At 56.8% G+C, this 25,375-nt stretch carries 18 protein-coding genes; 14 read left to right on the top strand and 4 right to left on the bottom strand.

Annotated features, from left to right (window positions below):
- Nucleotides 1–260 precede the first annotated feature (260 nt).
- The 13 genes from purL to HY868_21715 all read left to right on the top strand — a co-directional run bounded on the left by purL (nucleotide 261) and on the right by HY868_21715 (nucleotide 18,597).
- Nucleotides 261–3,125 carry a phosphoribosylformylglycinamidine synthase subunit PurL gene (gene purL / locus HY868_21775; GenBank protein MBI5304779.1) on the top strand — a complete coding sequence of 955 codons (2,865 nt, stop codon included), beginning with the start codon at nucleotides 261–263 and terminating at the stop codon, nucleotides 3,123–3,125.
- Between the two features lie 98 nt (nucleotides 3,126–3,223).
- Nucleotides 3,224–4,048: a phosphoribosylformylglycinamidine synthase I gene (gene purQ, locus HY868_21770; protein MBI5304778.1), complete on the top strand. Its 825-nt coding sequence runs from the start codon at nucleotides 3,224–3,226 to the stop codon at nucleotides 4,046–4,048.
- 130 nt (nucleotides 4,049–4,178) lie between these two features.
- Entirely contained in the window at nucleotides 4,179–4,700 is a 522-nt protein-coding gene (locus HY868_21765) for a biotin transporter BioY (GenBank protein MBI5304777.1), read from the top strand.
- Between the two features lie 5 nt (nucleotides 4,701–4,705).
- Nucleotides 4,706–5,389 carry a noncanonical pyrimidine nucleotidase, YjjG family gene (locus HY868_21760; protein MBI5304776.1) on the top strand — a complete coding sequence of 228 codons (684 nt, stop codon included), beginning with the start codon at nucleotides 4,706–4,708 and terminating at the stop codon, nucleotides 5,387–5,389.
- Nucleotides 5,390–5,450: 61 nt separating this feature from the next.
- Nucleotides 5,451–6,431: a phosphoribosylaminoimidazolesuccinocarboxamide synthase gene (locus HY868_21755; GenBank protein ID MBI5304775.1), complete on the top strand. Its 981-nt coding sequence runs from the start codon at nucleotides 5,451–5,453 to the stop codon at nucleotides 6,429–6,431.
- 96 nt (nucleotides 6,432–6,527) lie between these two features.
- On the top strand, nucleotides 6,528–7,016 hold the full coding sequence (locus tag HY868_21750) for an AIR carboxylase family protein (GenBank protein MBI5304774.1): 489 nt from the start codon (nucleotides 6,528–6,530) through the stop codon (nucleotides 7,014–7,016).
- A gap of 102 nt (nucleotides 7,017–7,118) precedes the next feature.
- Nucleotides 7,119–8,528, top strand: coding sequence for an amidophosphoribosyltransferase (gene purF, locus HY868_21745; protein MBI5304773.1), 1,410 nt, complete (start codon nucleotides 7,119–7,121; stop codon nucleotides 8,526–8,528).
- A 17-nt stretch (nucleotides 8,529–8,545) separates the two neighbouring features.
- Complete coding sequence (purD, locus tag HY868_21740) at nucleotides 8,546–9,838, top strand: phosphoribosylamine--glycine ligase (protein ID MBI5304772.1); 1,293 nt, start codon at nucleotides 8,546–8,548, stop codon at nucleotides 9,836–9,838.
- A 438-nt stretch (nucleotides 9,839–10,276) separates the two neighbouring features.
- Nucleotides 10,277–11,629, top strand: a complete 1,353-nt coding sequence (locus HY868_21735) for a phosphoribosylformylglycinamidine cyclo-ligase (GenBank protein MBI5304771.1) — start codon at nucleotides 10,277–10,279, stop codon at nucleotides 11,627–11,629.
- Between the two features lie 105 nt (nucleotides 11,630–11,734).
- Nucleotides 11,735–12,325: a phosphoribosylglycinamide formyltransferase gene (gene purN, locus HY868_21730; GenBank protein MBI5304770.1), complete on the top strand. Its 591-nt coding sequence runs from the start codon at nucleotides 11,735–11,737 to the stop codon at nucleotides 12,323–12,325.
- 44 nt (nucleotides 12,326–12,369) lie between these two features.
- A complete protein-coding gene (gene guaB, locus HY868_21725; GenBank protein MBI5304769.1) occupies nucleotides 12,370–13,851 on the top strand; it encodes an IMP dehydrogenase in 1,482 nt (493 codons plus the stop codon).
- A 422-nt stretch (nucleotides 13,852–14,273) separates the two neighbouring features.
- Nucleotides 14,274–17,984, top strand: coding sequence for a GAF domain-containing protein (locus HY868_21720; protein ID MBI5304768.1), 3,711 nt, complete (start codon nucleotides 14,274–14,276; stop codon nucleotides 17,982–17,984).
- The gene (locus HY868_21715) at nucleotides 17,956–18,597 is read left to right on the top strand and encodes a response regulator transcription factor (GenBank protein ID MBI5304767.1); all 642 of its coding nucleotides are present in this window, start codon (nucleotides 17,956–17,958) and stop codon (nucleotides 18,595–18,597) included. The genes HY868_21720 and HY868_21715 overlap by 29 nt, the downstream gene beginning before the upstream one ends.
- 102 nt (nucleotides 18,598–18,699) lie before the next feature.
- Here HY868_21715 and HY868_21710 read toward each other — a convergent pair whose 3' ends face one another.
- Entirely contained in the window at nucleotides 18,700–18,900 is a 201-nt protein-coding gene (locus HY868_21710) for a hypothetical protein (GenBank protein ID MBI5304766.1), read from the bottom strand.
- A 349-nt stretch (nucleotides 18,901–19,249) separates the two neighbouring features.
- Here HY868_21710 and HY868_21705 point away from each other — a divergent pair, with 349 nt between their 5' ends.
- Nucleotides 19,250–22,636: a tetratricopeptide repeat protein gene (locus tag HY868_21705; GenBank protein ID MBI5304765.1), complete on the top strand. Its 3,387-nt coding sequence runs from the start codon at nucleotides 19,250–19,252 to the stop codon at nucleotides 22,634–22,636.
- A gap of 24 nt (nucleotides 22,637–22,660) precedes the next feature.
- On the opposite strand, the gene HY868_21700 is transcribed toward HY868_21705, so the two are convergent.
- From HY868_21700 to HY868_21690, 3 genes are all read right to left on the bottom strand, one after another.
- Complete coding sequence (locus HY868_21700) at nucleotides 22,661–23,344, bottom strand: hypothetical protein (GenBank protein MBI5304764.1); 684 nt, start codon at nucleotides 23,342–23,344, stop codon at nucleotides 22,661–22,663.
- 121 nt (nucleotides 23,345–23,465) lie between these two features.
- Nucleotides 23,466–24,470 (bottom strand): hypothetical protein, encoded by a 1,005-nt coding sequence (locus HY868_21695; protein MBI5304763.1) that lies wholly within the window; start codon nucleotides 24,468–24,470, stop codon nucleotides 23,466–23,468.
- Nucleotides 24,471–24,592: 122 nt separating this feature from the next.
- Nucleotides 24,593–25,372 carry an ABC transporter ATP-binding protein gene (locus tag HY868_21690; protein MBI5304762.1) on the bottom strand — a complete coding sequence of 260 codons (780 nt, stop codon included), beginning with the start codon at nucleotides 25,370–25,372 and terminating at the stop codon, nucleotides 24,593–24,595.
- Nucleotides 25,373–25,375 lie beyond the last annotated feature (3 nt).

Below are 25,375 nucleotides of genomic sequence, written 5' to 3'. Positions count from 1 at the left end.
TGACGTTTGCGGCGGCTGTGCTATAATCGGCGCTAGAAATTTGCCTTGCTCCGCAATGATGCGGCTTGTGCATCTGAAGGAGAATTTTAGTGGTAGGTAAATTTCCAATACTCGCTCCGCGCGTAACCGATTCACGGCATCAGGACGCGCGGAGAAACAATTTAAATCCGGACGAGTGTGTCCAACACCTATGGCTTGACGCGGAGTGCGTCGGCGATAGGTGTTTTTGTTTTCTCGATCACACAAAGGATTGATTCGTTATGCCGATTCATTGCTTCGTCGTCACCCCGCGCGACCCGCGTGATCCGCGCGCGGCGAGCTTGCTCGCCGACGCGCACGCGTTGGGGTTTACGCGCCTCGCGCGGATCGAGGTGCACGATCTTTATTTCGTCCAGGGCGACCTGAGCCAACGCGATCTACAACGCCTCGCGACCGAATTGTTGAGCGATTCCATCGCGCAGACGTGGCGCTTGCGCGGCGAACAACCTGACGACGACAGCGTCATCGAACGCGCCTTGCGCCCCGGCGTCACCGATCCGGTCGCGGAGCAAATCGGGCGCGCCGCGCATGAACTGGGAATTGTCGGCGTAGAACGCGCGGCGACCGGGCAACGTTTCGTCGTGCGCAGCGCGCACTTGCTCGACCAATCGGAATTGCACGCGCTCGCGCGATCCTTGCTCGTCAACCCGGTGATTCATCACTATGCGCTCGGCGCGATCCAAGCCGCGTTTCCGCAAGACGCGCACGCATCGTCCCAGGTTGAAATTCTGCCGGTGTGCGAACTCACGGACGATGAACTGCTCGCGCTCTCGCGCGACCGCCGCGCCGCGCTCGACCTCAACGAGATGCGCGCGATTCAAAATTATTTTCGCGCCGCCGGTCGCGAGCCAAGCGATGTCGAATTCGAGATGATCGCGCAAACGTGGAGCGAGCACTGCGGACACAAGACGTTTCGGGCAAAGATAGAAATTGGGAATTGGAAATTGGAGGTTGGAGAAATTGATCCAACTTCCAATTTCCAATTTCCAATTTCCAATTTCCAGATTGATGGGATACTAAAAACGTACATCCGTGCGGCGACAGAGGAGATCGCCGCGCCCTGGGTGCGTTCGGCGTTTGTGGACAATGCCGGCATCATTGATTTCGACGATGAGTACGAAATCTCGTTCAAGGTCGAGACGCATAATCATCCCTCGGCGATTGAGCCGTTTGGCGGCGCAAACACCGGCACGGGCGGCGTCATCCGCGATGTCCTGGGTGTGTCAGCGAAACCGATTGCCGCGACGGATGTACTGTGTTTTGGTCCGCAAGACCTCGACCCGGCAAAATTGCCGGAAGGCGTCCTGCACCCGCGTCGCATTCGTTCCGGCGTCGTCGCGGGGATTCAGGACTACGGCAACAAGATCGGCATCCCAACGGTGAACGGCGCGATCATTTACGACGAAGGATTCACCGCAAACCCGCTCGTCTTTTGCGGTTGCGTCGGCATCGCGCCCAAAAATAGTCATCCACGCGAACCACGCGCCGGAGATCGCGTCATCGTCCTGGGTGGGCGCACTGGGCGCGATGGCTTGCGCGGCGCGACGTTTTCCTCGATGACGATGGACGCGCAAACGGGCGAGGTCGCCGGCGCGTCGGTGCAGATCGGCGACCCGATCACGGAGAAGGGATTGATCGAAGTGCTTGTCCGCGCACGCGACGCAAAACTCTACCACGCGATCACCGATTGCGGCGCGGGCGGTCTCTCGTCCGCGGTCGGTGAGATGGCAAAGGACATTGGCGCGGACGTTGACCTCAAGCAAGTGCGGTTGAAATACCCTGGTCTCGCGCCCTGGGAAATTTGGTTGTCCGAAGCGCAAGAGCGCATGGTCGTCGCCGTGCCGGAATTAAATAAAATTGATTTACAAAAATTATGCGGCACCTTTGATGTGGAACTGACCGACATTGGCGCGTTCACCGATACGGGACACATCGTCGTGCGATACGATGGTCGCGTCGTGCTCGACCTCGCGAATGATTTTCTCCACGACGGAATTCCCCAGCGTTACCTCGAAGCGATAATTCCGAATTCCGAATTTAGAATTCCCCAGCGCGAAACCCCAGACCCGAAGGACACGTTGCTCAAATTACTCGCTCATCCCAACATTGCCTCCAAAGCCGACATCATTCGTCTCTACGATCACGAAGTGCTCGGCGGCACCGTCGTCAAGCCGCTGACCGGCGCGATGAATGATGGACCTTCGGATGCATGTGTCATCAAACCGATTGGCACGCGCGGCACACGTGGCATCGTTCTCTCGTGCGGCATCAACGCCGAGTACGGCAAGACCGATCCGTACCGCATGGCAATCAGCGTGATTGACGAAGCAATTCGCAATGCGGTCGCCGTCGGCGCTGACCCGGACCGCATCGCGCTGCTCGATAACTTTTGCTGGGGCGATCCGCTGCGCCCGGAAACACTCGGGAGTCTGATTCAAGCCGCGCGCGGTTGCTACGACGCCGCATTGCACTATCGCGCGCCGTTCATCTCCGGCAAGGATTCGCTCAACAACGAATACCTAGGTTCGGATGGCTTGCGTCACGCGATTCCGCCAACGTTGCTTATCTCTGCCATCGGCATCATCGAAGATGTGAACCAAGCAGTCACGATGGATTTGAAGGAAGCGGGGGATGTGGTGTACATAGTCGGTCAAATCGGTGAGCAGTATTCAGTCAACAGTGAACGGTCAACAGTGAACAGTGCGGTGCCTGGGATGCCGGAACGCGCGCCGGAAATGTACCACGCGTTGCATCGCGCGATGCGCGCGGGATTGGTGCGCGCGTGCCACGATGTGAGCGAAGGCGGCTTGGCGGTTGCGGCGGCGGAAATGTGCATCGGTGGGCGGCTGGGAATGAACCTGGGATGCGATGACGACGCGCTGTTTGCCGAATCGAATGGATGTCTGCTGGTCGAAGTGCGACCGGGTGATTGCTCGACGTTTGAAGCGCAGTTTGCGAATTTGCAATCCCAGGTTCGACAAATCGGCAAGGTGACGGATGACAATCGTTTGACAATCGGCGCGGGGAAAATCACTGCGGCAATTGACGAACTTGTTGCTATATGGAATGGAGATTTAACGCTGTGACAGAGTGTAATCGCCGTAAAATTTTTGGACGCGGATGAACGCGGATGAACGCGGATATTTTGGTTTTTCATCCGCCACCCATTTGTGAAATGAGAGAAATGCTTCCACGAGTATTGATTTTGCACGCCGATGGCACGAACCGCGATCTCGAAGCCGCACACGCGTTTGAACTCGCCGGCGCGATGCCGGAGATCGTTCACCTCAACCAACTGCGCGCACGCGAACGACGCTGGACGGATTATCAAATCCTCGTCATCCCCGGCGGCTTTTCGTACGCCGACACTTTGGGCGCGGGCAAATTGCTCGCGCTCGACTTGCAGGTCTATTTCGCGGATGCGACGCGCGCGTTTATCGCCAGCGGCAAACCCGTCATCGGCATTTGCAATGGCTTTCAGGCATTGGTTAAATCAGGATTACTTCCCAATCCAACTTCCAACTTCCAATCTCCAACTTCCAATCTCCAACTTTCAATCTCCAACTTCCAATCTCCAACTTCTACTCTCACCTTCAACGCGCGCGGACACTTTGAATGCCGCTGGGTCACGCTCGCGCCGCAATCGCAAACGTGCGTGTGGACGCGCGGACTCGATGAGCTAATCGAATGTCCCGTCGCGCATGGCGAAGGCAATTTCGTTTTGCATGATGAAACGATGTTGGACACGTTGCGCGCGAACCAGCAAATCGCACTGATCTACGCGCATCGCGATGGATCGCTTGCGCACGGCGAGTATCCGTTCAATCCGAATGGATCGCTCGCGGACATCGCCGGCGTGTGCAATCCGCAAGGCAACGTGCTTGGATTGATGCCCCATCCCGAAGATCACGTCGTCGCGTATCAGCATCCGCGTTGGTCGCGCGGCGAACGTGGACGAATGGGGTTAAAACTATTCGAGAACGGCGTGCGCTACGCCGCGCAAATGTAAAAAGCAAATTGGACGCGGATGAACGCGGACATATTTTCAATCCGCGAAAATCCGCGTGAATCCGCGTCCCAATAACAAAGGAGGTACTGTGTTTTCAGTGCTCATCCGTACCCGTACATCACACACAGTTCTGGTTCGAATCGTTGCGATCGTTTTCTTCGCCGCGCTGACCGCGCTCACCGCGCGCATCGCGATTCCACTGCCATTCACGCCAGTGCCGATCACGCTCCAAGTGCTCACTGTGTTGCTCGCGGGCTTGGTGCTCGGCGCGAAAGATGGCGCGGCATCCCAGGTTGTGTACTTGGCGACGATTGCCGCCGGAGTTCCGCTCGACGCGGGCGGTTTGGGTGCGCTCGTGTGGCTCAAGCCGACTGCCGGTTATCTGATCGGATTTATTCCTGGCGCGTTCGTCGCCGGCTATCTCGCCGAACAAGGACTGGGACGCAATCGCGTGTTGCGTTTCGTCGCCGGTCTCGCCGGCGTTGCGGTGATTTATCTTTGCGGCGTCGCGTGGCTCACGCTCGGATTCCTCGGAGGCAATTGGACGCAAGGTTGGACGCAGGGCGTTGCGCCATTCATCGGCGTTGACCTGGCGAAAGCGCTCATCGCGAGCGGAGTCGCCGAAAGCGCACGCGTCTGGTTGAAAAAATAATCGCGATGAAATACAGTTGGCTTCTCTTCGATGCCGATGGCACGTTGTTCGATTACGACCAGGCAGAACAATCGGCGCTCAGGCGAACGTTCGATGACTTTTCCCTTCGCGACGAACCGGCTTATCGAGAAATCTATCGGCGCATCAATCATCGTCTCTGGCTTGACTTTGAGAACGGCGCGATTTCATCCGAGTCGCTCAGAGTCAAGCGGTTCGAATTGCTGTTTGCGGAAATTGGCGTCGCAGTCAACCCAGAATCTTTCGGTGAAAAATATCTGAACAACTTGGCGAACGCGTCCGAGTTGATGGACGGCGCGTTTGAGATTGTCCAGGTTTTGCGCGCGCACTATCAACTGGGATTGATCACGAACGGCTTGAAAGCCGTTCAACGACCCAGGTTAGCGCAATCGGCGTTGCGCGATTGTTTCGCGGCGTTTGTCATTTCGGAAGAAGTGGGCGCGGCGAAACCGGACCCAGCCATCTTTGATGTTGCGTTTCAACGAATGGGTAATCCAACGCGCGACCAGGTTCTGCTGATCGGCGATAGTTTGACTTCGGACATTCAAGGCGGCAACAACTATGGGATTGATACATGCTGGTTCAATCCAGCGCGCGCGCCGCGTAACGACCGCGTCGTCATCACATACGAAATTAGTCGGTTGAATGATTTGGTGCGAATATTGTTGTAGCATAGACCTTCCAGGTCTCGGAGACCTGGAAGGTCTGATCCAACGAACGGAGGAATTATCTATGATTAACGAAACCGAAATTCGCGCGACAATCCCATTCGCATTCAGCGAATCGAATTTACTGCTCACCGGGAAACGAGCTGGCAAGGTACGCGATGGATATCCACTCGGTGACCACCGGCGTTTGCTCGTGACGACGGATCGCCTCTCCGCGTTTGATCGCATTCTCGCGTGCGTGCCGTTCAAAGGGCAAGTGCTCAACCAACTCGCGGCGTGGTGGTTCGATCAAACGGCGGACGTGATTGCGAATCACAAAATCGCCGTGCCCGATCCGAACGCGCTCGTTGCGGTAAATGCCGAGCCGTTCCCGGTCGAAGTGATCGTGCGCGGTTATATCACCGGCGTGACGACGACCGCGTTGTGGTATCGCTATGCGCTCGGCGAGCGCGAGATTTACGGTTATCGTTTTCCGGATGGCTTGCAGAAAAACCAGGTCTTGCCGGAACCGATCATCACGCCGACGACAAAAGGCGTTGGCGGCGCGCACGACGAACGCCTGACCTGCGCCGAGGTCGTCGCGAAAGGATTTCTCGACGCGGCGACCTGGGATCAGGTTCAAGCCGCCGCGCTCGCGATTTTCAAACGCGGACAGCAAATCGCCCAACGCGCGGGATTGATTCTGGTGGACACCAAATACGAGTTCGGTCGCGCGCCCGATGGTCAAGTCATGTTGATTGACGAGGCGCACACGCCGGACTCGTCGCGTTTTTGGAAGGCGGACTCGTACGCGGAATCGTTTGCGCGCGGCGGCGAGCCGGAAAATTTCGACAAGGAGTTTGTGCGGCTCGCGTACGCCGAGAAAAATTATCGCGGCGACGGCGCGCCGCCGGCAATGCCGGACGATTTGTGGATCGCCGCGAGCCAACGCTACATTCAAATCTACGAAATGTTGACTGGGCAAACGTTTGCGCCGGGCGCGTATCCAGTCGAACCGCGGTTGGTGGAGAATTTGCGGAGGACAGAAATTATGGGACGCGGATGAACGCGGAAAACGCGGATAAAAATTTCGGGAAAATCCGCGTTCATCCGCGTCTGTCCGCGTCCAATTCTATTGCGTTGAACCAAGGAGAATGATTCAATGACGCAACCGCTCCTCGTAATCCTCATGGGTTCGCAAGCCGATCAAGCGCACTGTCAAAAAATCGCGGATGCGGCAAACGCGTTCGGCGTTGACGTGGTGATGCGCATCGGCTCGGCGCACAAAACGCCGGAGCACGTGCTCGCGATGTTGCGCGAGTACGAAGCCGATCCGCGTCCCAAAGTATACATCACCGTCGCGGGACGCAGCAACGCGCTCGCCGGTTTTGTAGACGGCGCGGTCAGTGCGCCGGTGATCGCGTGCCCGCCGCCGAGCGATGCGTTCGGCGGCGCAGATATTTTCTCGTCATTGTGGATGCCTTCCGCAATTGCGCCCGCGGTCGTGCTCGACCCGGCGAATGCCGCGCTCCTCGCCGCGAAAATTCTGGGTCTGAGTGACGCGCAAGCACGTGAACGAGTCCGCGCGTTTCAAAAAGAACAGGCGCGCAAAATTCTCGACGACGACGGGAAATTGGAAATTGGAGATTAGAGATTGGAAATTAGAAGTGAGAAATTAGAAAGCGGAGGGTGGAAAGTGATAGAGTCCAAATTCCAACATCCAACGTCCAACGTCCAACGTCCAAGTTCCAACATCCAACTCGACAAGCCGCATGACGAATGCGGCGTCGTCGGCGTGTACGCGCCCGGCGCGGAAGCCGCACGGCTCGCGTTCTTTGCGCTCTACGCGTTGCAACATCGCGGACAAGAGAGCGCCGGCATCGCGACGAGCAACGGTCTCGCCGCGCCGATTCACAAAGGACTCGGCTTGGTGTCCCAGGTTTTCAACGAAGACAATCTGCATTTGTTGCAAGGACACCTGGGCATCGGTCACACACGTTACTCGACGACGGGCGGGGTGCGTTTGCCAAACGCGCAACCGTACCTCATCGAGACCGCGCTAGGACCGCTCGGCGTCGCGCACAATGGCAACTTGACGAACACATTTTCTTTGCGACGCGACTTGCTCCAACGCGGCGTCGGCTTGAGTTCGTCGTCGGACAGCGAAGTCATCACGCAGATGCTCGCGGGCGCGCCCGGCGAAACCTGGGACGAGCGCATCGCCGCGTTCATGCACAAAGCCATCGGCGCGTACTCGCTCACGATTCTCACGCGCGACGCGGTGTACGCCGTGCGCGATCCCTGGGGCTTGCGTCCGCTCTGCCTCGGCGCGTTGAACTCGGATGGGTTGATTGTTGCGTCAGAATCGTGCGCACTCGGAACGATTGGCGCGACCTTTTTGCGCGAAATAAGACCAGGCGAAATCGTTCGACTTGATGCATCCGGTTTGACCTCGTGGCAAGGACGACCCGCGGAGCCGCCCTCGCTCTGCATTTTCGAATACATTTATTTCGCGCGTCCCGACTCGATTTTGGAAGGACGCTCGGTGCATTGGGTGCGGCGCAAGTTGGGCGCGCGGCTCGCGCGCGAACATCCGGTGGATGCCGACATGGTGATCGGCGTGCCCGACTCGGCGACCGCGCACGCGATTGGGTACGCGAACGAGTCTGGAATTCCGTTCGGCGAAGGACTCATCAAGAATCGGTACATCGGGCGGACATTCATTCAACCGGATGACCGTTTGCGCCGGCTAGGCATCAAACTCAAATTCAATGCTCTGCCAGATTTGGCGGGCAAGCGCATCGTGCTTGTGGATGATTCCATCGTGCGCGGCAACACGAGCGGTCCAATTGTCGCGCTGTTGCGTCAAGCCGGCGCAACCCAGGTTCACATGCGGATCGCCTCGCCCCCGATTCGCCATCCTTGTTTCATGGGCGTGGACATGGCGGCGCGCGAAGAATTGATCGCGGCGCGGATGAGTGTGGATGAAATTGGAAAGTGCATCGGCGTAGATAGTCTGGGGTACTTGTCGCTCGAAGGACTGACTGAAGTGGTGGGACCAGGGCACGGTGGACATTGCCGCGCGTGTTTCACCGGCGATTACCCGGTGCAAATCGCGGACACGCAACGCGTGGGCAAGCAGGTGTTTGAGCCAGCACACTGAATTGAGCGGAGTAAAACATGAATGTTCTCATCATCGGTTCGGGTGGACGCGAGCACGCGCTCGCGTGGAAGGTCGCGCAATCACCGCGCTTGATGCAGTTGTTCGTCGCGCCGGGAAACGCGGGCACCGCGCGCGTCGCGCAAAATGTGGTGATTCAAGCCGAAGACAACGCGGCACTCGTCGCGTTCGCGCGCGAAAAACATATTGATTTGGCGATTGTCGGTCCCGAAGTACCGCTCGCGAATGGCGTGAGCGATGCGTTGCGCGATGCCGGGATTCGCGTGTTCGGTCCGTCGCACGCGGCGGCACAACTCGAAGCGTCAAAGACTTTTGCGAAAGCGTTCATGGCGCGGCATCACATTCCGACTGCGCGTTACGCCGCGTTCGACGAATTCGACGCCGCGCTGCAATTTTTGCGCGCCGCCGATTATCCCATCGTCATCAAAGCATCGGGACTCGCAGCGGGCAAAGGCGTCATCCTTCCCGAATCGTCGCAAGAAGCCGAGACCGCGTTGCGTCAGATCATGCTCGAACGCGAGTTTGGCGCGGCAGGCGACCAGGTCGTCATTGAGGAACGATTGCAAGGCGAAGAAGTTTCGCTCCTCGCGTTCACCGATGGCGTCACGGTCAAGCCGATGTTGCCCGCACAAGATCACAAACGCTTGCTCGACGATGATCGCGGTCCGAACACCGGCGGAATGGGCGCTTACGCGCCCGCACCGATTTGTCCGCCCGCGTTGATCGAGGAATTGACACGCACGATTCTGCAACCGACGGTTGATGCAATGCGCGCGGAAGGCACGCCGTTCATCGGCGCGTTGTACGCCGGCTTGATGTTGACGCCGGATGGCGTATGCGTGCTCGAATTCAACTGTCGCTTTGGCGACCCAGAAACCCAAGTCATTTTGCCGTTGCTCGATTCCGATTTGATCGAGATTGCGGACGCGTGCGCGACCGGGCGATTGCATCAAGTCGAAGTGAAATGGAAACCTGGGTCGGCGGCGTGCGTCGTCATCGCGTCCGGCGGTTATCCGGGAAAATATCCGGCCGGGTGCGAGATCATTGGCTTGGACGCGCCCCAGGACAACACCGCGATGTTTCACGCGGGTACAAAACTCGTGAATGGGAAAACTGTGACAGCGGGTGGACGTGTGCTCGCGGTGACGGGCTGGGGTGCTACGTTGCGCGAGGCGCTTGTGCGCGCGTACACGGCAATCGAGCCGATTTCGTTCGCGGGGATGCAATATCGGCGAGACATAGGCAGCAGAGAACGGACGGGAACCGGACAAGCGGACAAGCGGATAAACTGATTTGAAAACGTTCCTGGTTCGGCTCCAATCGGTGAATAGATCGCGTTGACACGAACCGGACAAGCGGATAGCCGGATTTAGAAACGGATGGATAATATGGCAAAAGAGAAACCTGGTTTGGTCAAAACGGCGTTGGATGAATTGACGTACAAGGTCAATGGGTTGGCAATGCAAGTTCAACATGAACTCAAAGCCGGACATCGCGAAGTGTTTTATCAACGGCGTCTCGCCGAAGTATTGGCGCAGGCGGGAATTGCCGTGGAAATTGAGAAGCGAGTTGAAGTATATATTGACGAGTCACTTGTTGGATACCTGGTTTTAGATTTGTGGGTTGATGAAATTTTGGTTGTCGAATGCAAAGCGTTTTATCACTTGTTGACGAAGGATGAAGTTGGTCAGGTTCTGACATACCTCGCCGCGACCGGCAGTCCGGTTGGAATGTTGTACAACTTTGGTCGCCAGAAACTAGAATGGAAACGCATCCTGCATCCGAAAAATGTGCAGGAATGGCACCAATACCTGTACCGCGAACTGCGGACACAGCCAGGCGCGGCTTTACCTCCGCTCGAAAGCATCACTGCCAACACTCAAATCAGTTTTTCTCTCATCAGTCGTACAGTTACTGCTACACCATCCACTCCAATCCGCCTGTGCATTTCAAATCCGCCACTTTCATCCATTTCGCCCGTTCCATCCGTTCCATCCGATCCATCCGTTCCATCCGTTCCATCCGTTTCAAATCTACCACCTTTATCCGCTTCTGTCCGCTCGTCCGCTTCCAGTCCGCTTTATACGGGTGCTGGTGTGGACATCAACGCCGGCAATCGCGCGGTCGAGTTGATGCGCGACGCGGTGCGTTCGACGTACGGCAAAGAGGTGCTTGCCGGCATCGGCGCGTTCGGTGGATTGTTCGACGCGGCGGCATTACAAACGATGCGCGCGCCGGTCTTGGTTGCTTCGACCGATGGTGTTGGCACGAAAGTGAAACTCGCCGCGCAAGCGTGCCGCTTCCAGTCCATTGGCAACGACATTGTCAATCACTGCATCAACGACATTCTCGTGCAAGGCGCGCGCCCACTCTTTTTTCTCGATTACCTCGCGAGCAGTCGGCTCGATCCGGAAATGATCGCGGAGATTGTGCACGGAATTGCGACCGCGTGTCGTCAAGCCAGGTGCGCGTTGCTCGGCGGCGAGACGGCGGAGATGCCGGGTGTTTATCAGCCGAGCGAGTTCGATGTAGCCGGGACGATTATCGGCGTTGTCGAGCGCGATGCGATTCTGCCGCGCGCGGATTTGCGCGCAGGTGATATGCTGATTGGCTTGGCATCATCGGGTCCGCACACGAACGGTTATTCGCTCATCCGCAACATTTTCGAGGACGTTCCGCTCGACACAGTTTTCCCGGAACTCAATGTGCCGCTCGCTGATGCGTTGCTCGTGCCGCATCGTTCGTACTTGCCGGTGTTGCAACGCGCATTGCCGCACGTCAAAGCATTGGCGCACCTCACCGGCGGTGGGTTCATCGAAAATATTCCGCGCGTTCTGCCGGATAACCTTGGCGCGATTGTTCATGTTGGAAGCTGGGACGTGCCGCCGCTGTTTCGACTGACTCAACAACGCGGCGATGTGCCGCGCGACGAAATGTACCGCGTGTTCAACATGGGCATCGGCATGGTCGCCATCGTCGCGCCGGAAAATGTAGCGCTGGTGCAGTCGCTCATCGCGGAACCGACTTGGGTGATTGGTGAACTTGTACCTGGGGAAAGGAATACATTTTTGGACGCGGACTAACGCGGACCAACGCGGAGAAAAACAAAAAATAAAATCCGCGTTTACATCTGCACTTGCGTGCGGTGCAAGTGTCCGCGTTCATCCGCGTCCTAAATACGATTTTCTATGGATAGCAAACGTCTGGTCGTTCTACTATCTGGTACCGGTTCCAACTTGCAAGCGGTTCTCGACGCGTGCGCGTCCGGCGAATTGCGCGCCCAGGTCGTCGTGGTTATTTCGAACAAGGCAGACGCGTACGGGTTGGAACGCGCGCGGCGCGCGAATGTGCCGGCGATTGTCAAAGCGAAATCGCCAAACCAGGATCGCCGCGCATACGACGCCGAACTCGCCGACCTGGTTTTGTTGGATCAACCCGATTGGGTTGTGCTCGCGGGTTGGATGCGAATTCTCACGTCGGCATTTCTGAATCGTTTTCCAAATCGCGTCATCAACTTGCATCCCGCGCTTCCCGGTACATTCCCGGGTACGCACGCGATTCAGCGCGCGTTCGAGGCGTACCAGCGCGGCGAGATTCAACACACTGGCGTCATGGTGCATCTTGTCCCCGATGAAGGCGTGGATTGCGGACCAGTGCTCGCGCAGGAAATCGTGCCGATCAATCTGGACGACACACTCGACGCGGTTGAAGCGCGGATTCACGCGGTCGAGCATCGGTTGTTGATCACGACGATAAAACAGTTGACGGATTCACAGTAGAGGCGATTCAACAATCGCCTCTGCGATTATTCAAGGAGGTTTTCATGAATGACGAATTATTCAATCACTTCGAGGCACTCACGTTCGACGATGTGCTAATCGTCCCAGGGTACAGCCAGGTCTTGCCCGACCAGACTGATGTGAAAGCGCAATTGACGCGCGCGATTCGCCTCAACATTCCGCTTGTCTCTGCCGCGATGGACACCGTCACCGAAGCGCCGCTGGCAATCGCGTTGGCGCGCGAAGGCGGCATCGGTTTCATTCATCGTAATCTCACGATTGAAGAGCAAGCCGCGCATGTTGAGCAAGTGAAACGTTCCGAGTCGGGCATGATCGCAAACCCAGTGACACTACCGCCGACCGCAACCTTGCGCGACGCGGAAACGATCATGGCGAAATATCGCATCAGCGGCGTGCCGATCACGGACAACGGCGGCAAGCTCGTCGGCATTCTCACGAATCGCGACACGCGTTTCGTCCAGCCGAGTGACCTGGATCGCGGCGTAAGCGAATTCATGACGCGCGAGAATCTGGTCACCGCGCGCGTCGGCACCACGCTCGAAGAAGCGAAAACGATATTGCAGGCGCATCGCATCGAGAAACTGCCGCTGGTTGATCAAGCCGGCTGTTTGAAAGGACTCATTACCGTCAAAGACATTCAAAAGAAACGCGATTATCCGAATGCGGCGACCGACGCGCAAGGGCGCTTGATTGTCGGCGCGGCGGTTGGCGTTGGCGCGGATTTGGAAGCGCGTGTTCAAGCCCTGATGGATCACGGCGTGGACTGCGTCGCGATTGATACGGCGCACGGTCACACCGATGGCGTGTTGAACGCGGTTCGTCGCATCAAAAGCGGTTGGCGCGATGTGCCGGTGATCGCGGGAAATGTGGTGACGGTGGAAGGGACCGACGCGCTCATCGCGGCGGGCGCGGACGCGATCAAGGTTGGCGTCGGCGCGGGTTCGATTTGCACGACGCGCATCGTCGCGGGCGCGGGCATGCCGCAATTGACCGCGATTTGGAATTGTGCGAACGCCGCGCATCGCAAAGGAATTCCGGTGATTGCGGATGGCGGCGTCAAGTACAGCGGCGATGTCGTCAAAGCGATTGTCGCCGGCGCGGACGTCGTGATGCTGGGAAGTTTGTTGGCAGGACTGGATGAATCGCCGGGTGAAATCGTGTTGTACGAGGGACGCCGCTTTAAGGAATATCGCGGCATGGGTAGCATCGGCGCAATGCAAGGTCTGGGACGGGATCGTTACGCCAGCGGGCAGGGGCGGAGCGGCAAGTTGGTGCCGGAAGGAATCGAAGGACGCGTGTCGTACAAAGGATCGTTGCACGATACAATCTATCAATTGATCGGCGGTGTGCGTTCGGGCATGGGCTATGCCGGCGCGGCGACACTCGCCGATTTGCGAACGAAAACCAGATTGGTGCGGATCACGAACGCGGGCTTGATCGAGAGTCATCCGCACGATGTGATCATCACGCGCGAAGCGCCGAACTACCAAAGCATGGAACGCTAACGCCGCGACGTTAGCCGAATCGTTTTCATGGCTCGCGCCCAGAATATGGGAGCGAGCCGTCTTGTTTGAAACCACAAGGTTACCGACGCCCCATGTCATCCTCGTGATGACCCACAACTTCAAACCGTCATTGCGAGGAGGCGATTGATGCCGACGAAGCCGCCAAGCGCCCGATTCGCTGGTTGGGGATTGCTTCGGGCGAAAACCGCCCTCGCAATGACAGAAGTGTTTCTGTTTTTACACATACCGCCGCGCGGTATGAGATTCTCGCAATGACACTTGTGGGTAATCACCAGATGTCATCGTCTTGACAAGCGTCAATGGTTTGCAGTACACTGGAGATGCGGGTTGATCCTACAGCATTCCCTGGATTTCTAAAATCGAAACTCGTCGAGTTTGATTGTTGAAAAGAAGGGCGATAAATGCTATCCAACTTTTTCAATCGTCATCTGGTGACGATTCGCGCGCGACTGATCCTTGCACTGGTACTCATCGGTTTATTGTCGGGGACTGGGTTCATCGTCGTTACCACCATCGCCGATTTTGGAGCGCATCAGCGCATATCTATCGAGAAACTTGAGGCGGTGACAACGCTCAAACATGCCGAGACGGACTATTGGGTTAAAAACATCCTTACCAACTTGACCATGTTGTTTACCGAGACCAACATGACCGGCTTTGCCGAAATTGTGTCTACTCAATCTTCGCTCTCGCCAGAGTTCCGCGAGGCATACGAGCACATCCAGGATGACTTCCAGCACATCCTCGTTAGACAAACCCCATTCTTCGACGATGTATTCTTGATAGACCTCCACGGACGCATCGTCCTTTCGACTAATGCAAGCCAAGAAGGGACGTTCGTGAATGAGCAAGATTATTTTCGCGAGGGAAGCCAAAGAGATTTCATCGCGGTGCTGTCTCCCACGCTGACTAAAAACACCCACTCATTCATCGCGGCGCATCCCATCGTTGATCAACGCGGACGCAAAATCTGCGTCATTGCCGGTTTGGTCAAACTGGCGTCGCTTGATGAAATCATGACCGAATATGCGGGATTGGGCGAGACAGGCAAAACCTACTTGGTGGACTCGAACTATACCATGATCACGGATTCCCGATTTGCCGTACCCCACGCGCAACCAGGGGGTACGCTCTTCATCAATACCGAAGGGGTGCGGGCAACGTTGATCTCGCAAACCGACGATTGGCGACTGGCATTGGATTATCGCGATGTACCGGTGATTGGAGTCTATCACTGGTTGTCTGACCTAAAAGTCGTGCTGGTTGCCGAGCAAGACCAGGCAGAGGCATTTAGCTCTGCGTTTTGGTCGTTAAAAATCAATTTCCTGATCTCAAGCGTCCTTTTGCTCGTCTCAATTATCGTCGCGTTACGGATCATTCGCGATATCACCGCGCCGCTGTCGGACCTGGCGAAAACCGCCGCGCAGATTACAGAAGGAAACCTCGACTTGGTCGCGTCGGTAGAACGACGCGATGAGATTGGCGCGGTCGCGCAGGCGTTCAATACGATGACGACGCGGCTGCGCGAATTGATTCAACGGCTCCAAGTTCAGGTGGCTGAACTCGAACGGGCGCAGTCAGAACGTGACCACGCGGAAGCGCGCACGCGCTATCTGGCGTCATTCCCGCAACTGAATCCAAATCCAGTGATCGAAGTGAATTATGCTGGCAAGATCACCTTTTCTAATCCAGCTACTCAAACGATTCTGAAAAATCTCGGGGCTGACCCGCACGCGGCGCATCTTTTCATGCCGGCGGACATCAACGACATCCTGAACGCGCTGAATCAGACCAGTCCCACTCCATTTAATCGTGAGGTCACGATCAAGGATCGCGTTTTTGGCGAGAAGCTTGCGTTTGCGGCGCCCATGAATGCGGTGCGGATTTATGCGTATGACATTACCGACCGCCGGCGGGCAGAAGACCAATTGCGCCAACTTTCGTATGCTGTCGAACAAAGCCCCGCGTCCATTATCGTCACGGATATTGCCGGCGATATTGACTACGTCAATCCAAAATTCACCGAGGTCACCGGCTATGCCTTCGAAGAAGTCCGTGGAAAAAATCCGCGCATCTTGAGATCCGGCAAAACGCCGCCGCGCGTATATGAAGAATTGTGGAAAACGATCACCGCCGGCAAGGAATGGCATGGCGAATTGCTCAACAAAAAGAAAAGTGGCGAGCTGTATTGGGAATCGGTTTCGATTTCGCCCATCAATGATTCGCACGGCAAACTGAATCACTATGTCGCCGTCAAGGAAGATATTACGGTGCGCCACAAGATGGAAGAGGCGTTGCGCGCGGCGCGCGATGAACTCGATGTACGCGTGCGCGAACGAACCACCGAGTTGGAGAACGCCATCAAACTCTTGAAGGATGAAATTGCCGAGCGCAAACGCGTCGAAGAATTGATTCGCCAAAATGTCGTCCGTAGTGAAACGCTCACGCGCGTGGCGACGCAGCTCAACGCACAACTGGGTCTCGAAACCATCTTGAACGCCGTCTGCGAAGAATCGGCGCGCGCGCTCAACGCGCCCGTCACCACGCTCAGTTTGTACAACCCCGACCGCGATGAAATTGCGCCGGCTAGCTCATTCGGCTTACCCCGCGATGCTCGTGAACGCTTGCGCCCGATCCCACGCGCAGAGTACGAAGCATCTGCCAAACCGAGCGGTTCGCTGAACATTATCCCAGACGCACAAACATTGCAAGACCCGCGCAGCGCCAACTGGTATGTCGAGTTCGATATCCGCGCTGCCACTCACGCGCGCTTGGAATACGATGGCAACCTGGTTGGCGTGCTCAGTATTTTTACAACCGGCACCGCCCGGCAGTTCGATGAAAATGAGCTGGCTTTGCTAAGAGGACTCGCGCGTCAGGCGGCGCAAGCCATCACCAACGCGCGGCTATACAAAGCCGAGTCCACCGCGCGCCAGGTCGCCGAAACTCTGACGGTCGCGAGTTTGGCATTGACCCAAAGTCTCAACCTGGATATCGTCCTGGAGACGCTCCTCGATTCCGTTATGCGGCTCGTGCCATACGACAGCGCGAATGTCATGCTCTTGGATGCGGATTCGCAATTGACCGTCCGCGCGATGCGGGGTTATGAAAAATGGACCACGTCCGAACTGACCCGTCTGCTCAAGTTTGATGCGCGCACGAATCCGATTCTAAAGGATCTGCTCACGACGCGGCAGAGCGTCCTGATTGCCGATACGGAAAAGCATCCCGGCTGGGAACGTCCGGTGGGCGCAGAACACGTACGCAATTGGTTGGGCGTCCCGCTCATCGCCGGCGGAAACGTCGTCGGACTTTATTCGCTCGATAAAACGCAACCTGGGTTTTTCACCCAAGCCCATCGCGCGTGGGTCGAGGCGCTCGCCGCGCAAGCCGCCGTGGCGATTCAAAACGCGTGGCTCTTTGAACAGTTGCGCGCCGATCGCGAACGTTTGGAATTGCTTTCGCGCCGGTTGGTCGAAGTGCAGGAAACGGAACGGCGTTACATCGCGCGCGAACTGCACGATGAAGCGGGTCAACTTTTAGCCGGTCTCAAACTCGGACTGCGCGTCCTGGAACGGGAAAGCGGCGCTTCCAAACCCCTCGTGCGTCAGGTGGCAGAGTTACGGCGCGTGGTGGACGAAGTGTTAGCCAACTTGCATCGCCTCGCGATGCACTTGCGCCCCGCCACGCTCGACCAATTGGGTCTCGTCGCGGCGATGCGCGAACACGTGGAGGAGGTGAGCGCCAAGTACGCGCTCGCCATCGAATTTGAAACTGTGGGGATGGAGAGTGCGCGGCTACCATCTACCACCGAGACGGCGCTCTATCGCATCGTCCAGGAGGCGCTGACGAATATCATCCGCCACGCCCGCGCGACCCGAGTGCAAATCATTCTGGAACGACGTGACGATTGCGTGCGGGCGACGGTGGATGACGACGGCTGTGGCTTTGATGTTCAAGAGGCAACCCAGCGGGGTCGCCTAGGTTTGCTTGGCATGAAAGAACGCGTCGACATGCTCGGTGGCAAATTGACCGTGGAGAGTGAGCCAGGCGAAGGAACGACTTTGATAATCGAGGTGCCCAATGGCGATTCGAATTCTGATCGCGGATGATCATGGCGTTATTCGAGCGGGGATGCGCGCCGTTCTCGAAAAAGAATCCGATTTCCAAATCGTCGGCGAAGCTGCGGATGGGTTGGACGCGCAGTCGCTCGCGGTCGCGCTGAAACCAGATATTTTGTTGCTCGACATCAATATGCCGGGCGCTGATGGAATTCAGATCACGCGGGAATTGACCGCGACGGTACCCCAGGTTCGCATCTTGATCCTGACTCTGCATGAAGGCGTGTCCATGCTCCGCGAAGCGATGACGGCGGGCGCTGCCGGCTATATCGTAAAAAAAGCCGACGACGTCGAAGTGGTCGGCGCGATCAACACCGTGATGCGCGGCGAGATGTACGTGCATCCGTCTATGATGCAAGCCCTGGTCAGAGATATGTCGCCGCGTGCGGAAATCGCCAAACCGTCCATGACCGTGCTCACCCCGCGCGAAACCGAAGTGCTCCGGCTTATCGCGCGCGGTCAAACGAATCGTCAAATCGCGAAGACGCTCACCCTCAGCGTTCGCACCGTAGACACGCACCGCGCCAATCTGATGAACAAACTGTCGGCGCGCAATCGGGAAGAGCTTGTTCAATATGCCATCGAGCATCATCTCATGGATTAGTACGTATCCCGCACGGCAAGTTGGAAACTTGCCCGACGATCCTGCTTCCCTAAAAAATACGCAAGCCGCACGAGAGTCCGTGCGGCTTGCGCTTTTGATTCGCTACAAGAGTTGCGCAATCAGTTGCCGGAATGCCTTCAGCGGTGATTGGTTTTTGTTTGAAGGCGCAGAACGCGGTGTCGGTGCAGACAGACGATTCTCCTCCGCCTCGCGCAAGAGATCGTTATATCGTTCGAGCGCAAAATTGTACGCTTCACCGCCGTCTGACAGTTTTCCGTAATTCGCAAATTTACTTTTTTGCATGGCATTTTCTCCTTTTAGACTGCCTCGTTTTGTGTTCTTTGATTTCCACCGCAATCATACTCTTTGCGCGCAAGCAACTTGTCTCACGCGCGTCAGCGAAACGCAAGCAAATCGCACGCCAAGTATACGTGGTTAGACTGACACCCTCTGTCAGGGTCAGGGTGTCCGTCAAGTTTTTGGGTGGTGAAAAAACCTTGCGAAGGTTCAACGGCAATCATATTTGATTTGTCGTCAAAACCTTCGCAAGGTTGAGTGTTCCAAAATTTTGACGCACACCTCAGGGTCAACGCGGCAAATGTCTTCTTTTCTGAATGTGCTATAATGGCGGGAAGATACTTGAGGAGGTGGAATGGCTCGACTGTCGTTGTCGCTACTGGGTCCGTTTCAAGTAGCGTTGAATGGAAAACCGATTACCGATTTCGAGTCGGATCGCGTGCGCGCGCTGTTGGCGTACCTCGCCGTCGAAGCCGACCGTCCGCATCGCCGCGAAAAGTTGGCTGCGTTGCTGTGGCCCGATTGGCTCGACCGGTCGGCGCTGACCAACCTGCGGAATGCGCTTTCTAATTTGCGTAAAACAATTGGTGATCGCAAGACCACGACGCCGGTTTTACTCGTTGATCGAGAGACAATTCAGTTTAATCTGGCGAGCGATACTTTGGTTGACGTGCACTTGTTCAAGTCTTTTACCTCGTCGGATCAACCGGCAAATTTTCTCGAAAAAGGAATCGGACTATATCGCAGTTCTTTTCTGGAGGGCTTTGGACTCAAAGACAGCGCACCGTTTGAAGAATGGTCGCGGACGATCCGTGACCAACTGCAACGCCAATGCTTGACTGCCCTGGAACAATTGACCGACCATTTTGAGCGACGCGGCGATGCGGAGAAAGCGCGCGAGTACGCCTGGAAACAAATCGCGCTCGCGCCCTGGTCGGAAGAAGCCCATCGTCATTTGATGCGGTTGCTCGCCGCGAGCGGGCAACGCAGCGCCGCGCTGGCGCAGTACGAAACGTGTCGTCACGCGCTAGAACAAGAATTGGGCGTCACGCCATCGCCAGAAACGGTGGCTTTGTACGAAAGTATTCGGGATGGAAAATTCGCCGAACGTGAAGCAACGCCCCAGTCTCCGGTTTCGCTCGCGAGTTCGCCGCGCCCGGCGACTTTGCCGGTGTGGTTGACGCCGTTCGTCGCGCGCGAAGAAATCGTTGCGGAAATTCTCGCGCGCGTACAAGATCCGACCTGCCGGTTGTTGACCCTGGTCGGTCCCGGTGGTAGTGGCAAGACGCGCCTCGCCGTCGAAGCGGCGGCTAAACTGGCTCCGGCATTTCCGCAAGGCGTGTGTTTTGTTTCGCTGGCTTCGCTGCAATCGGCGGAGAACATCGTGCCGGCGATAGCCCATGCGCTGGCATTATCGTTCCGCGAGCAGGAAGAACCGCAACCGCAACTGCTCCACTATTTACGCAAGCGGACGATGCTCTTGGTGTTGGACAATTTCGAACACTTGATCAACGATCCTGAATCCGAACGCGACGGCGGCGTCGAGATCATCACCAAATTGCTTGAGACGGCGCCGGGGATCAAGGTCTTGGTCACCTCGCGCGTGAGTTTGAACGCGCCGGGCGAGCACCTCTTGCCCGTTCCCAGTATGCGCTATCCGGAACAGACGCCGGCGAATTTGTCCGATGCGCTTGAATACGGCGCGGTGCAACTCTTCATTCAAGATGCGCGGCGCGTGCGTCCTGGGTTCGAACCGAGCGACGAGGATTTGTTGCAGGTGATTCAAATTTGCCGGTTGGTGCAAGGAATGCCGTTGGGCATTTTGCTCGCCGCCGCGTGGATGCGGATGCTTTCGCCGGCGGAAATCGCGACCCAGCTTGCCGCGCACAAATTGGATTTTCTGGAAGTCGAATGGCACAGTTTGCCGGAGCGACAGCGCAGTATGCGCGTCGTCTTCGATTATTCATGGCGTTTGTTGAGCGAGCGCGAGCGACAAATCTTGATGGCGCTCGCGGTCTTTCGCGGGGGATTTACGTACGCGGCGGCGCAAAGCGTGGCAATGACACAAGACGCGGCGGCGACGTTGCGCGATTTGATGGGCTTGGTCAATAGTTCGATGTTGCAACGCACGGCGACCGGACGATACGAGATGCACGAACTGTTGCGTCAATACGCCGAAGAAAAATTGCGCCAGTCTGCCGGCGGAGAACAAGGCGCGCATGATCGGCACACCGCGTACTTTACCGCGGCGTTGCGGCAGTGGGCGATGGACCTTGAAGGCGCGCACCAGCAGGATGCGTTGGCGGAACTCGACGTTGAAAATAACAATGTGCGCGCGGCATGGTCGTGGGCGGTGAAGCACGGGCAAGTGAACCGATTAGCCGATGGGATGAAAGGGCTGGGCGCGTTTTGTGATTGGCGGGCGCGTTACAAGGAAGGCGAAAAAGCGTTTCGGAGTATGGCGGAAAAGCTTGCCGCCCAGGGTTCGGCTCAACCGGCGGAACAACTGAAAGTGTGGGCAAGCGCGTTGGCGTGGCAAGCGCGCTTTAACCAACGTTTGGGAAGCATCGAAAAAGCGCGCGCGGGCGCACACCAAAGTCTGGCTCTGCTCGATGAACCAACCTTGGGTGCACAAGACGTGCGCTGGGAGCGCGCCCTCGCTTTGGAAATCATCGGCGAAATAGAAGTACAATTCGGCAACTGTCACGACGGCAAAGCGCCGCTATCCACCGGGCTAGCGTTGTATCGCGAACTGGATGACCGTCGCTCCGTCGCGAATTGTCTGCGGAGTCTGGGGCGGTTATTCGAGCGCATTGGCAATTATGTCCAGGCAGTCGAATTGCATCGCAAGAGCGTGGACATTTGTCGCGCGTTAGGCGCGCAACGCGATATGGTGGACGCGCTCTTGGACTTGATGATTGATCTGCATTGCTTGGGGCAGGACGCAGAAGCGGATCGGCTGTTGCATGAGAGTTTTGAGATCGCGCAGCAACTTGGCGACCAGGCAACGCTGACTGCGGTGCGCTATCGCATGGCGACGGTTTTGATGGAAACCGAACCGGAAGAATCACTCGCGTTATTGGAAGAGTGCGTGACGGTCTACGCCGAGTTGGGTGATCGTCATCGGTGGGCGTTGGCGCTCATGCGCGTCGGCGATGCGCGGATGCACCTGGGTGAGTACGCGCAAGCACACGCGCCATTGCAGGAGAGTCTCGCGTGGTATCGCCAAGTGGACAATTGGTGGGGCATCGGCGCGGCGCTGCGTATCTCCGGTGAACTGGCTTTGATCGAGGACAGGTATCCGGAAGCCGGGCAACTATTGCAGGAGAGCGCCGCCGCTTTTCGCCGGAATGGCGCGCGTTCCGATGTCGGGTGGGCATTGGCGGCGCTGGGAATGGCTGCCGCATTGTCGGGCAATCTCGACCAAGCGCAACAGTTTCTGGCGGACGCCATGCACATCGCGCTCCGGTTTCGTCATCAGTTCATGCCGAAACCAGTGTTGCTTGGGCAGGCAATCCTCGCGGCAAAAGAAGGGCACGTCGAACACGCGTTGGAATTCTGGGTCTTGCTATCGCGCATGTCCCCGTTTACTCCGCGCGTCTACCAGGATTTTTACCGCAAGCATCTCGCGCCCGCCATCGCGACGCTTCCGCCGGAGCAGATCGCGGCGACGCACGCGCGCAAGCAAGGCAACGACGTCTGGGCGACGCTCGAAGAATTGTTGGCAGGGTTGCGCGACTAGACTGGCAAGGTTAGTCCCTCCAGATCACTCCTTTGCAAAGTTGATAAGCGCAGACTGGCAAGAGATTTCCTCCACGCGTTGGGAGTCGGTCTTGATCGCCGCGATTTCAGAAATCCGTTTTTGCGATTGTGGGTCAATAATCCACAGATACCACAATCCGCCGCGTGGCGCATTCGCGTCAATGATTTGAGTATAACCGCCGGGTTTCGTCGCGTCGGTTCCCGTTCGATAATCGTTCATGATCGGTGAACCATCGCGCTCCAATGAAACGCGCACCCGCAGATCATTTTGGGGTACGCCATCGCGAATCACCGTACCCTCGACAAAGGTCTGCCAATTCGGTCCGCACCACGCCGAACTGACGCGGTACTCAAAGCTGGGTGTTGGCGCAGGCGGAACCCTGGTCGGCGTGGACGGCTTGGCTGGCGCGCGGATCGGTGCGCGCAACGTGGGTGGAGGTGTGGGCACTGCCGTTGGTTCGCTAGTGGGTGTGATTATCGGCAGTAGTATCGTCGGCAGGGCAGTTGGCAACGTTGCCGCTGAAGGCGGCGCGTCATCCTTGGAGATGGTGCTAGTCTGGACGATAATTTCCGGGGTCGGCACCAAACGTTCGACCATGCTAATCGTGCGACAAGCCAAAATCGGCGAGAGCATGAGCACTAGCCAGACAAACTGACGAAATTGGCGCGAGCATATTCGAGAGAACATAGTACGTTCATCCGTCGCCGTTCTGGTTCTACACCAGCATCGGCGATCATCGCGGCGCACGAACTTGTCGGAGGATCAAGCATACACGTATTTCAGTTCGATATACCGTCGAGTGAATTTTCTAGCGATGCAGATACCGGCGCAAGAACATAAAGACCGCGGCGGCGCTCAACGTGATTCCTGCAAATCCAAGGATGCCTGATAGCCCAACCGAAACGAGCGATATGAGTCGCACTGCATAATCCGCGGAATTTGCTGGGTCCTCCTCCGGATAATCCTCTGCCATCTCCGGCGACGTCTGCATTTCTTCATCGAATGGCTGATCCGGTTGTGCTTGACCTTGAGGCGCAATGGCGATACGCGTCGTCTGTGCGTCGGGCTTGGTTGGCGACAAGCCAAAGAGCGACGATGGAGTTGCGACGGTTGTCCCTTTGCCCAGAGCCATACTGGGTGTGATCGTTGTGCCGACGAGTCGTTTCACTGGAGTGATTGTCGGATAATTACTCTTCGCCACCGGTGACGGCTTGAAAAAGCGATACCACCACACAGCCAAGTGCGTCGGGACCGCCACGGGAGTACGCGTGACCGTTGGCGCCGCGGAGGGAATTGGAGTTGCCGTCGGTTCCTTATCGCTCGTGTCGGTCAGGTCAATGATCGTCCCTGACACGGTGGCGACAGGAGTCGCAGTAGGCAAATCAATGATCGTCTCTGTCTCGACGGCGGTAGGTGTCTCGGTTGGAGTATTGGTTGCCGCGGGACTTGTTTGAGATGCTGTCGCCGTGTGGATTGTGGCGGGTGTATTTGTTTTGGTCGCCGCCGTGGTACTGGTCGAAGCCGGTACACTCGTCTTCGTGCGCGTGTTTGTGGCGATTGCGGTCGGAGTACTCGTCGAAACCGGTGCGCTCGTCTTCGTCCGCGTGCTCGTAGCGATTGCGGTCGGAGTGGCAGACGGCGATGCAATCGCGGCAACGGTAATAATAGTTCGTGCGACAGTAGGCGCTTGTGTCATAGTCGCAGTTGGTGTCCCGGCTGCCATGACCGGAACATTAGAAAAAATAGCGGGTATCATATAGGCGAGCAAGATACAGACTTGGATCCATTTCCACCGTTTGGGTGTTGCACTCATCGTTTCACCTCAACAATTGTTTTCCAAAACCGGGATTGCGAAAGAGCGATCCCGGTTCATTTCTCTTTCCGACCGCTGATCTATTGCAATTCTCGTTCGAGATTGTCATTAAGAATGCCGGGTTATTCAGCCGATCCCGACAATGCAAGTGATTCAATGGGGCGAGATTCGCGTTCGCTTCTAGCGCGGGGAACATGATACCCCGCACATTTCGCCGCCATTGGAACTTTGCCATTCACGATCTGTCCTTCAGCCATCTCCACAAACCGCGTGCCATAGGACACGAGCTGCCGAGTGTGTGTCACCATCGCTACCGTAATGCCGAGATCGGCATGCAGTTCGCGGAACAATTCCATGATTTCCTGCTCCGTCTTTTCGTCGAGGTTGCTGGTTGGTTCATCAGCCAGCAACACCTGAGGTTGATTGATCAGTGAACGCGCAATCACCACGCGTTGTTGTTGTCCAGCCGAAAGTTGGCGGGGATAAACGTTTATCTTGTCGGCAAGACCGACTTGGTGCAACAACTGCCTAGCGCGTTCGTGAATCGTCTGGGTAGAACGTTTTGCGCCGAACGTCGCCGGCAAGATGACATTTTCAAAGACATTCAGTGCGGGCAACAAACTGGGAAACTGGAAGACAAAACCAATTTTCTGCCCTCGCAGAGAAGATAGTTGTGAATCGGTCAACTCCCACAGATTTACGCCATCAAGCAGTACCTCGCCGGTCGTCGGGCGGGTGAGACCAGCGGCGAGATTGAGCAGAGTCGTCTTGCCAGAACCAGACCGACCGATGATCATCGCGAATTCGCCTTGGCGAATTTCCAACGTGACCCCGCGCACGGCGGCGACCGAGTTACCTTTGCTCAGGTCGTACGTTTTGGCAACCTCATTTAGTACAATCATTTT

The sequence above is a fragment of the Chloroflexota bacterium genome, from assembly GCA_016219275.1.
Classification (GTDB): domain Bacteria; phylum Chloroflexota; class Anaerolineae; order UBA4142; family UBA4142; genus JACRBM01.
The sequence above is the reverse complement of the archived record's forward strand: the minus strand, read 5'-3'. Positions and strand labels throughout refer to the sequence as shown.

What these genes read in the sequence shown, in the direction of transcription:
- purL (MBI5304779.1), top strand. Translation starts at nt 261, where the DNA reads ATGCCGATTCATTGCTTCGTCGTCACCCCGCGCGACCCGCGTGATCCG.
- HY868_21735 (MBI5304771.1), top strand. Translation starts at nt 10,277, where the DNA reads ATGTTGTACAACTTTGGTCGCCAGAAACTAGAATGGAAACGCATCCTG.
- HY868_21690 (MBI5304762.1), bottom strand. Translation starts at nt 25,372, where the DNA reads ATGATTGTACTAAATGAGGTTGCCAAAACGTACGACCTGAGCAAAGGT.
- guaB (MBI5304769.1), top strand. Translation starts at nt 12,370, where the DNA reads ATGAATGACGAATTATTCAATCACTTCGAGGCACTCACGTTCGACGAT.
- purD (MBI5304772.1), top strand. Translation starts at nt 8,546, where the DNA reads ATGAATGTTCTCATCATCGGTTCGGGTGGACGCGAGCACGCGCTCGCG.
- purN (MBI5304770.1), top strand. Translation starts at nt 11,735, where the DNA reads ATGGATAGCAAACGTCTGGTCGTTCTACTATCTGGTACCGGTTCCAAC.
- HY868_21760 (MBI5304776.1), top strand. Translation starts at nt 4,706, where the DNA reads ATGAAATACAGTTGGCTTCTCTTCGATGCCGATGGCACGTTGTTCGAT.
- HY868_21700 (MBI5304764.1), bottom strand. Translation starts at nt 23,344, where the DNA reads ATGTTCTCTCGAATATGCTCGCGCCAATTTCGTCAGTTTGTCTGGCTA.
- HY868_21715 (MBI5304767.1), top strand. Translation starts at nt 17,956, where the DNA reads ATGGCGATTCGAATTCTGATCGCGGATGATCATGGCGTTATTCGAGCG.
- purQ (MBI5304778.1), top strand. Translation starts at nt 3,224, where the DNA reads ATGCTTCCACGAGTATTGATTTTGCACGCCGATGGCACGAACCGCGAT.
- HY868_21750 (MBI5304774.1), top strand. Translation starts at nt 6,528, where the DNA reads ATGACGCAACCGCTCCTCGTAATCCTCATGGGTTCGCAAGCCGATCAA.
- HY868_21710 (MBI5304766.1), bottom strand. Translation starts at nt 18,900, where the DNA reads ATGCAAAAAAGTAAATTTGCGAATTACGGAAAACTGTCAGACGGCGGT.
- HY868_21705 (MBI5304765.1), top strand. Translation starts at nt 19,250, where the DNA reads ATGGCTCGACTGTCGTTGTCGCTACTGGGTCCGTTTCAAGTAGCGTTG.
- HY868_21695 (MBI5304763.1), bottom strand. Translation starts at nt 24,470, where the DNA reads ATGAGTGCAACACCCAAACGGTGGAAATGGATCCAAGTCTGTATCTTG.
- HY868_21755 (MBI5304775.1), top strand. Translation starts at nt 5,451, where the DNA reads ATGATTAACGAAACCGAAATTCGCGCGACAATCCCATTCGCATTCAGC.
- HY868_21720 (MBI5304768.1), top strand. Translation starts at nt 14,274, where the DNA reads ATGCTATCCAACTTTTTCAATCGTCATCTGGTGACGATTCGCGCGCGA.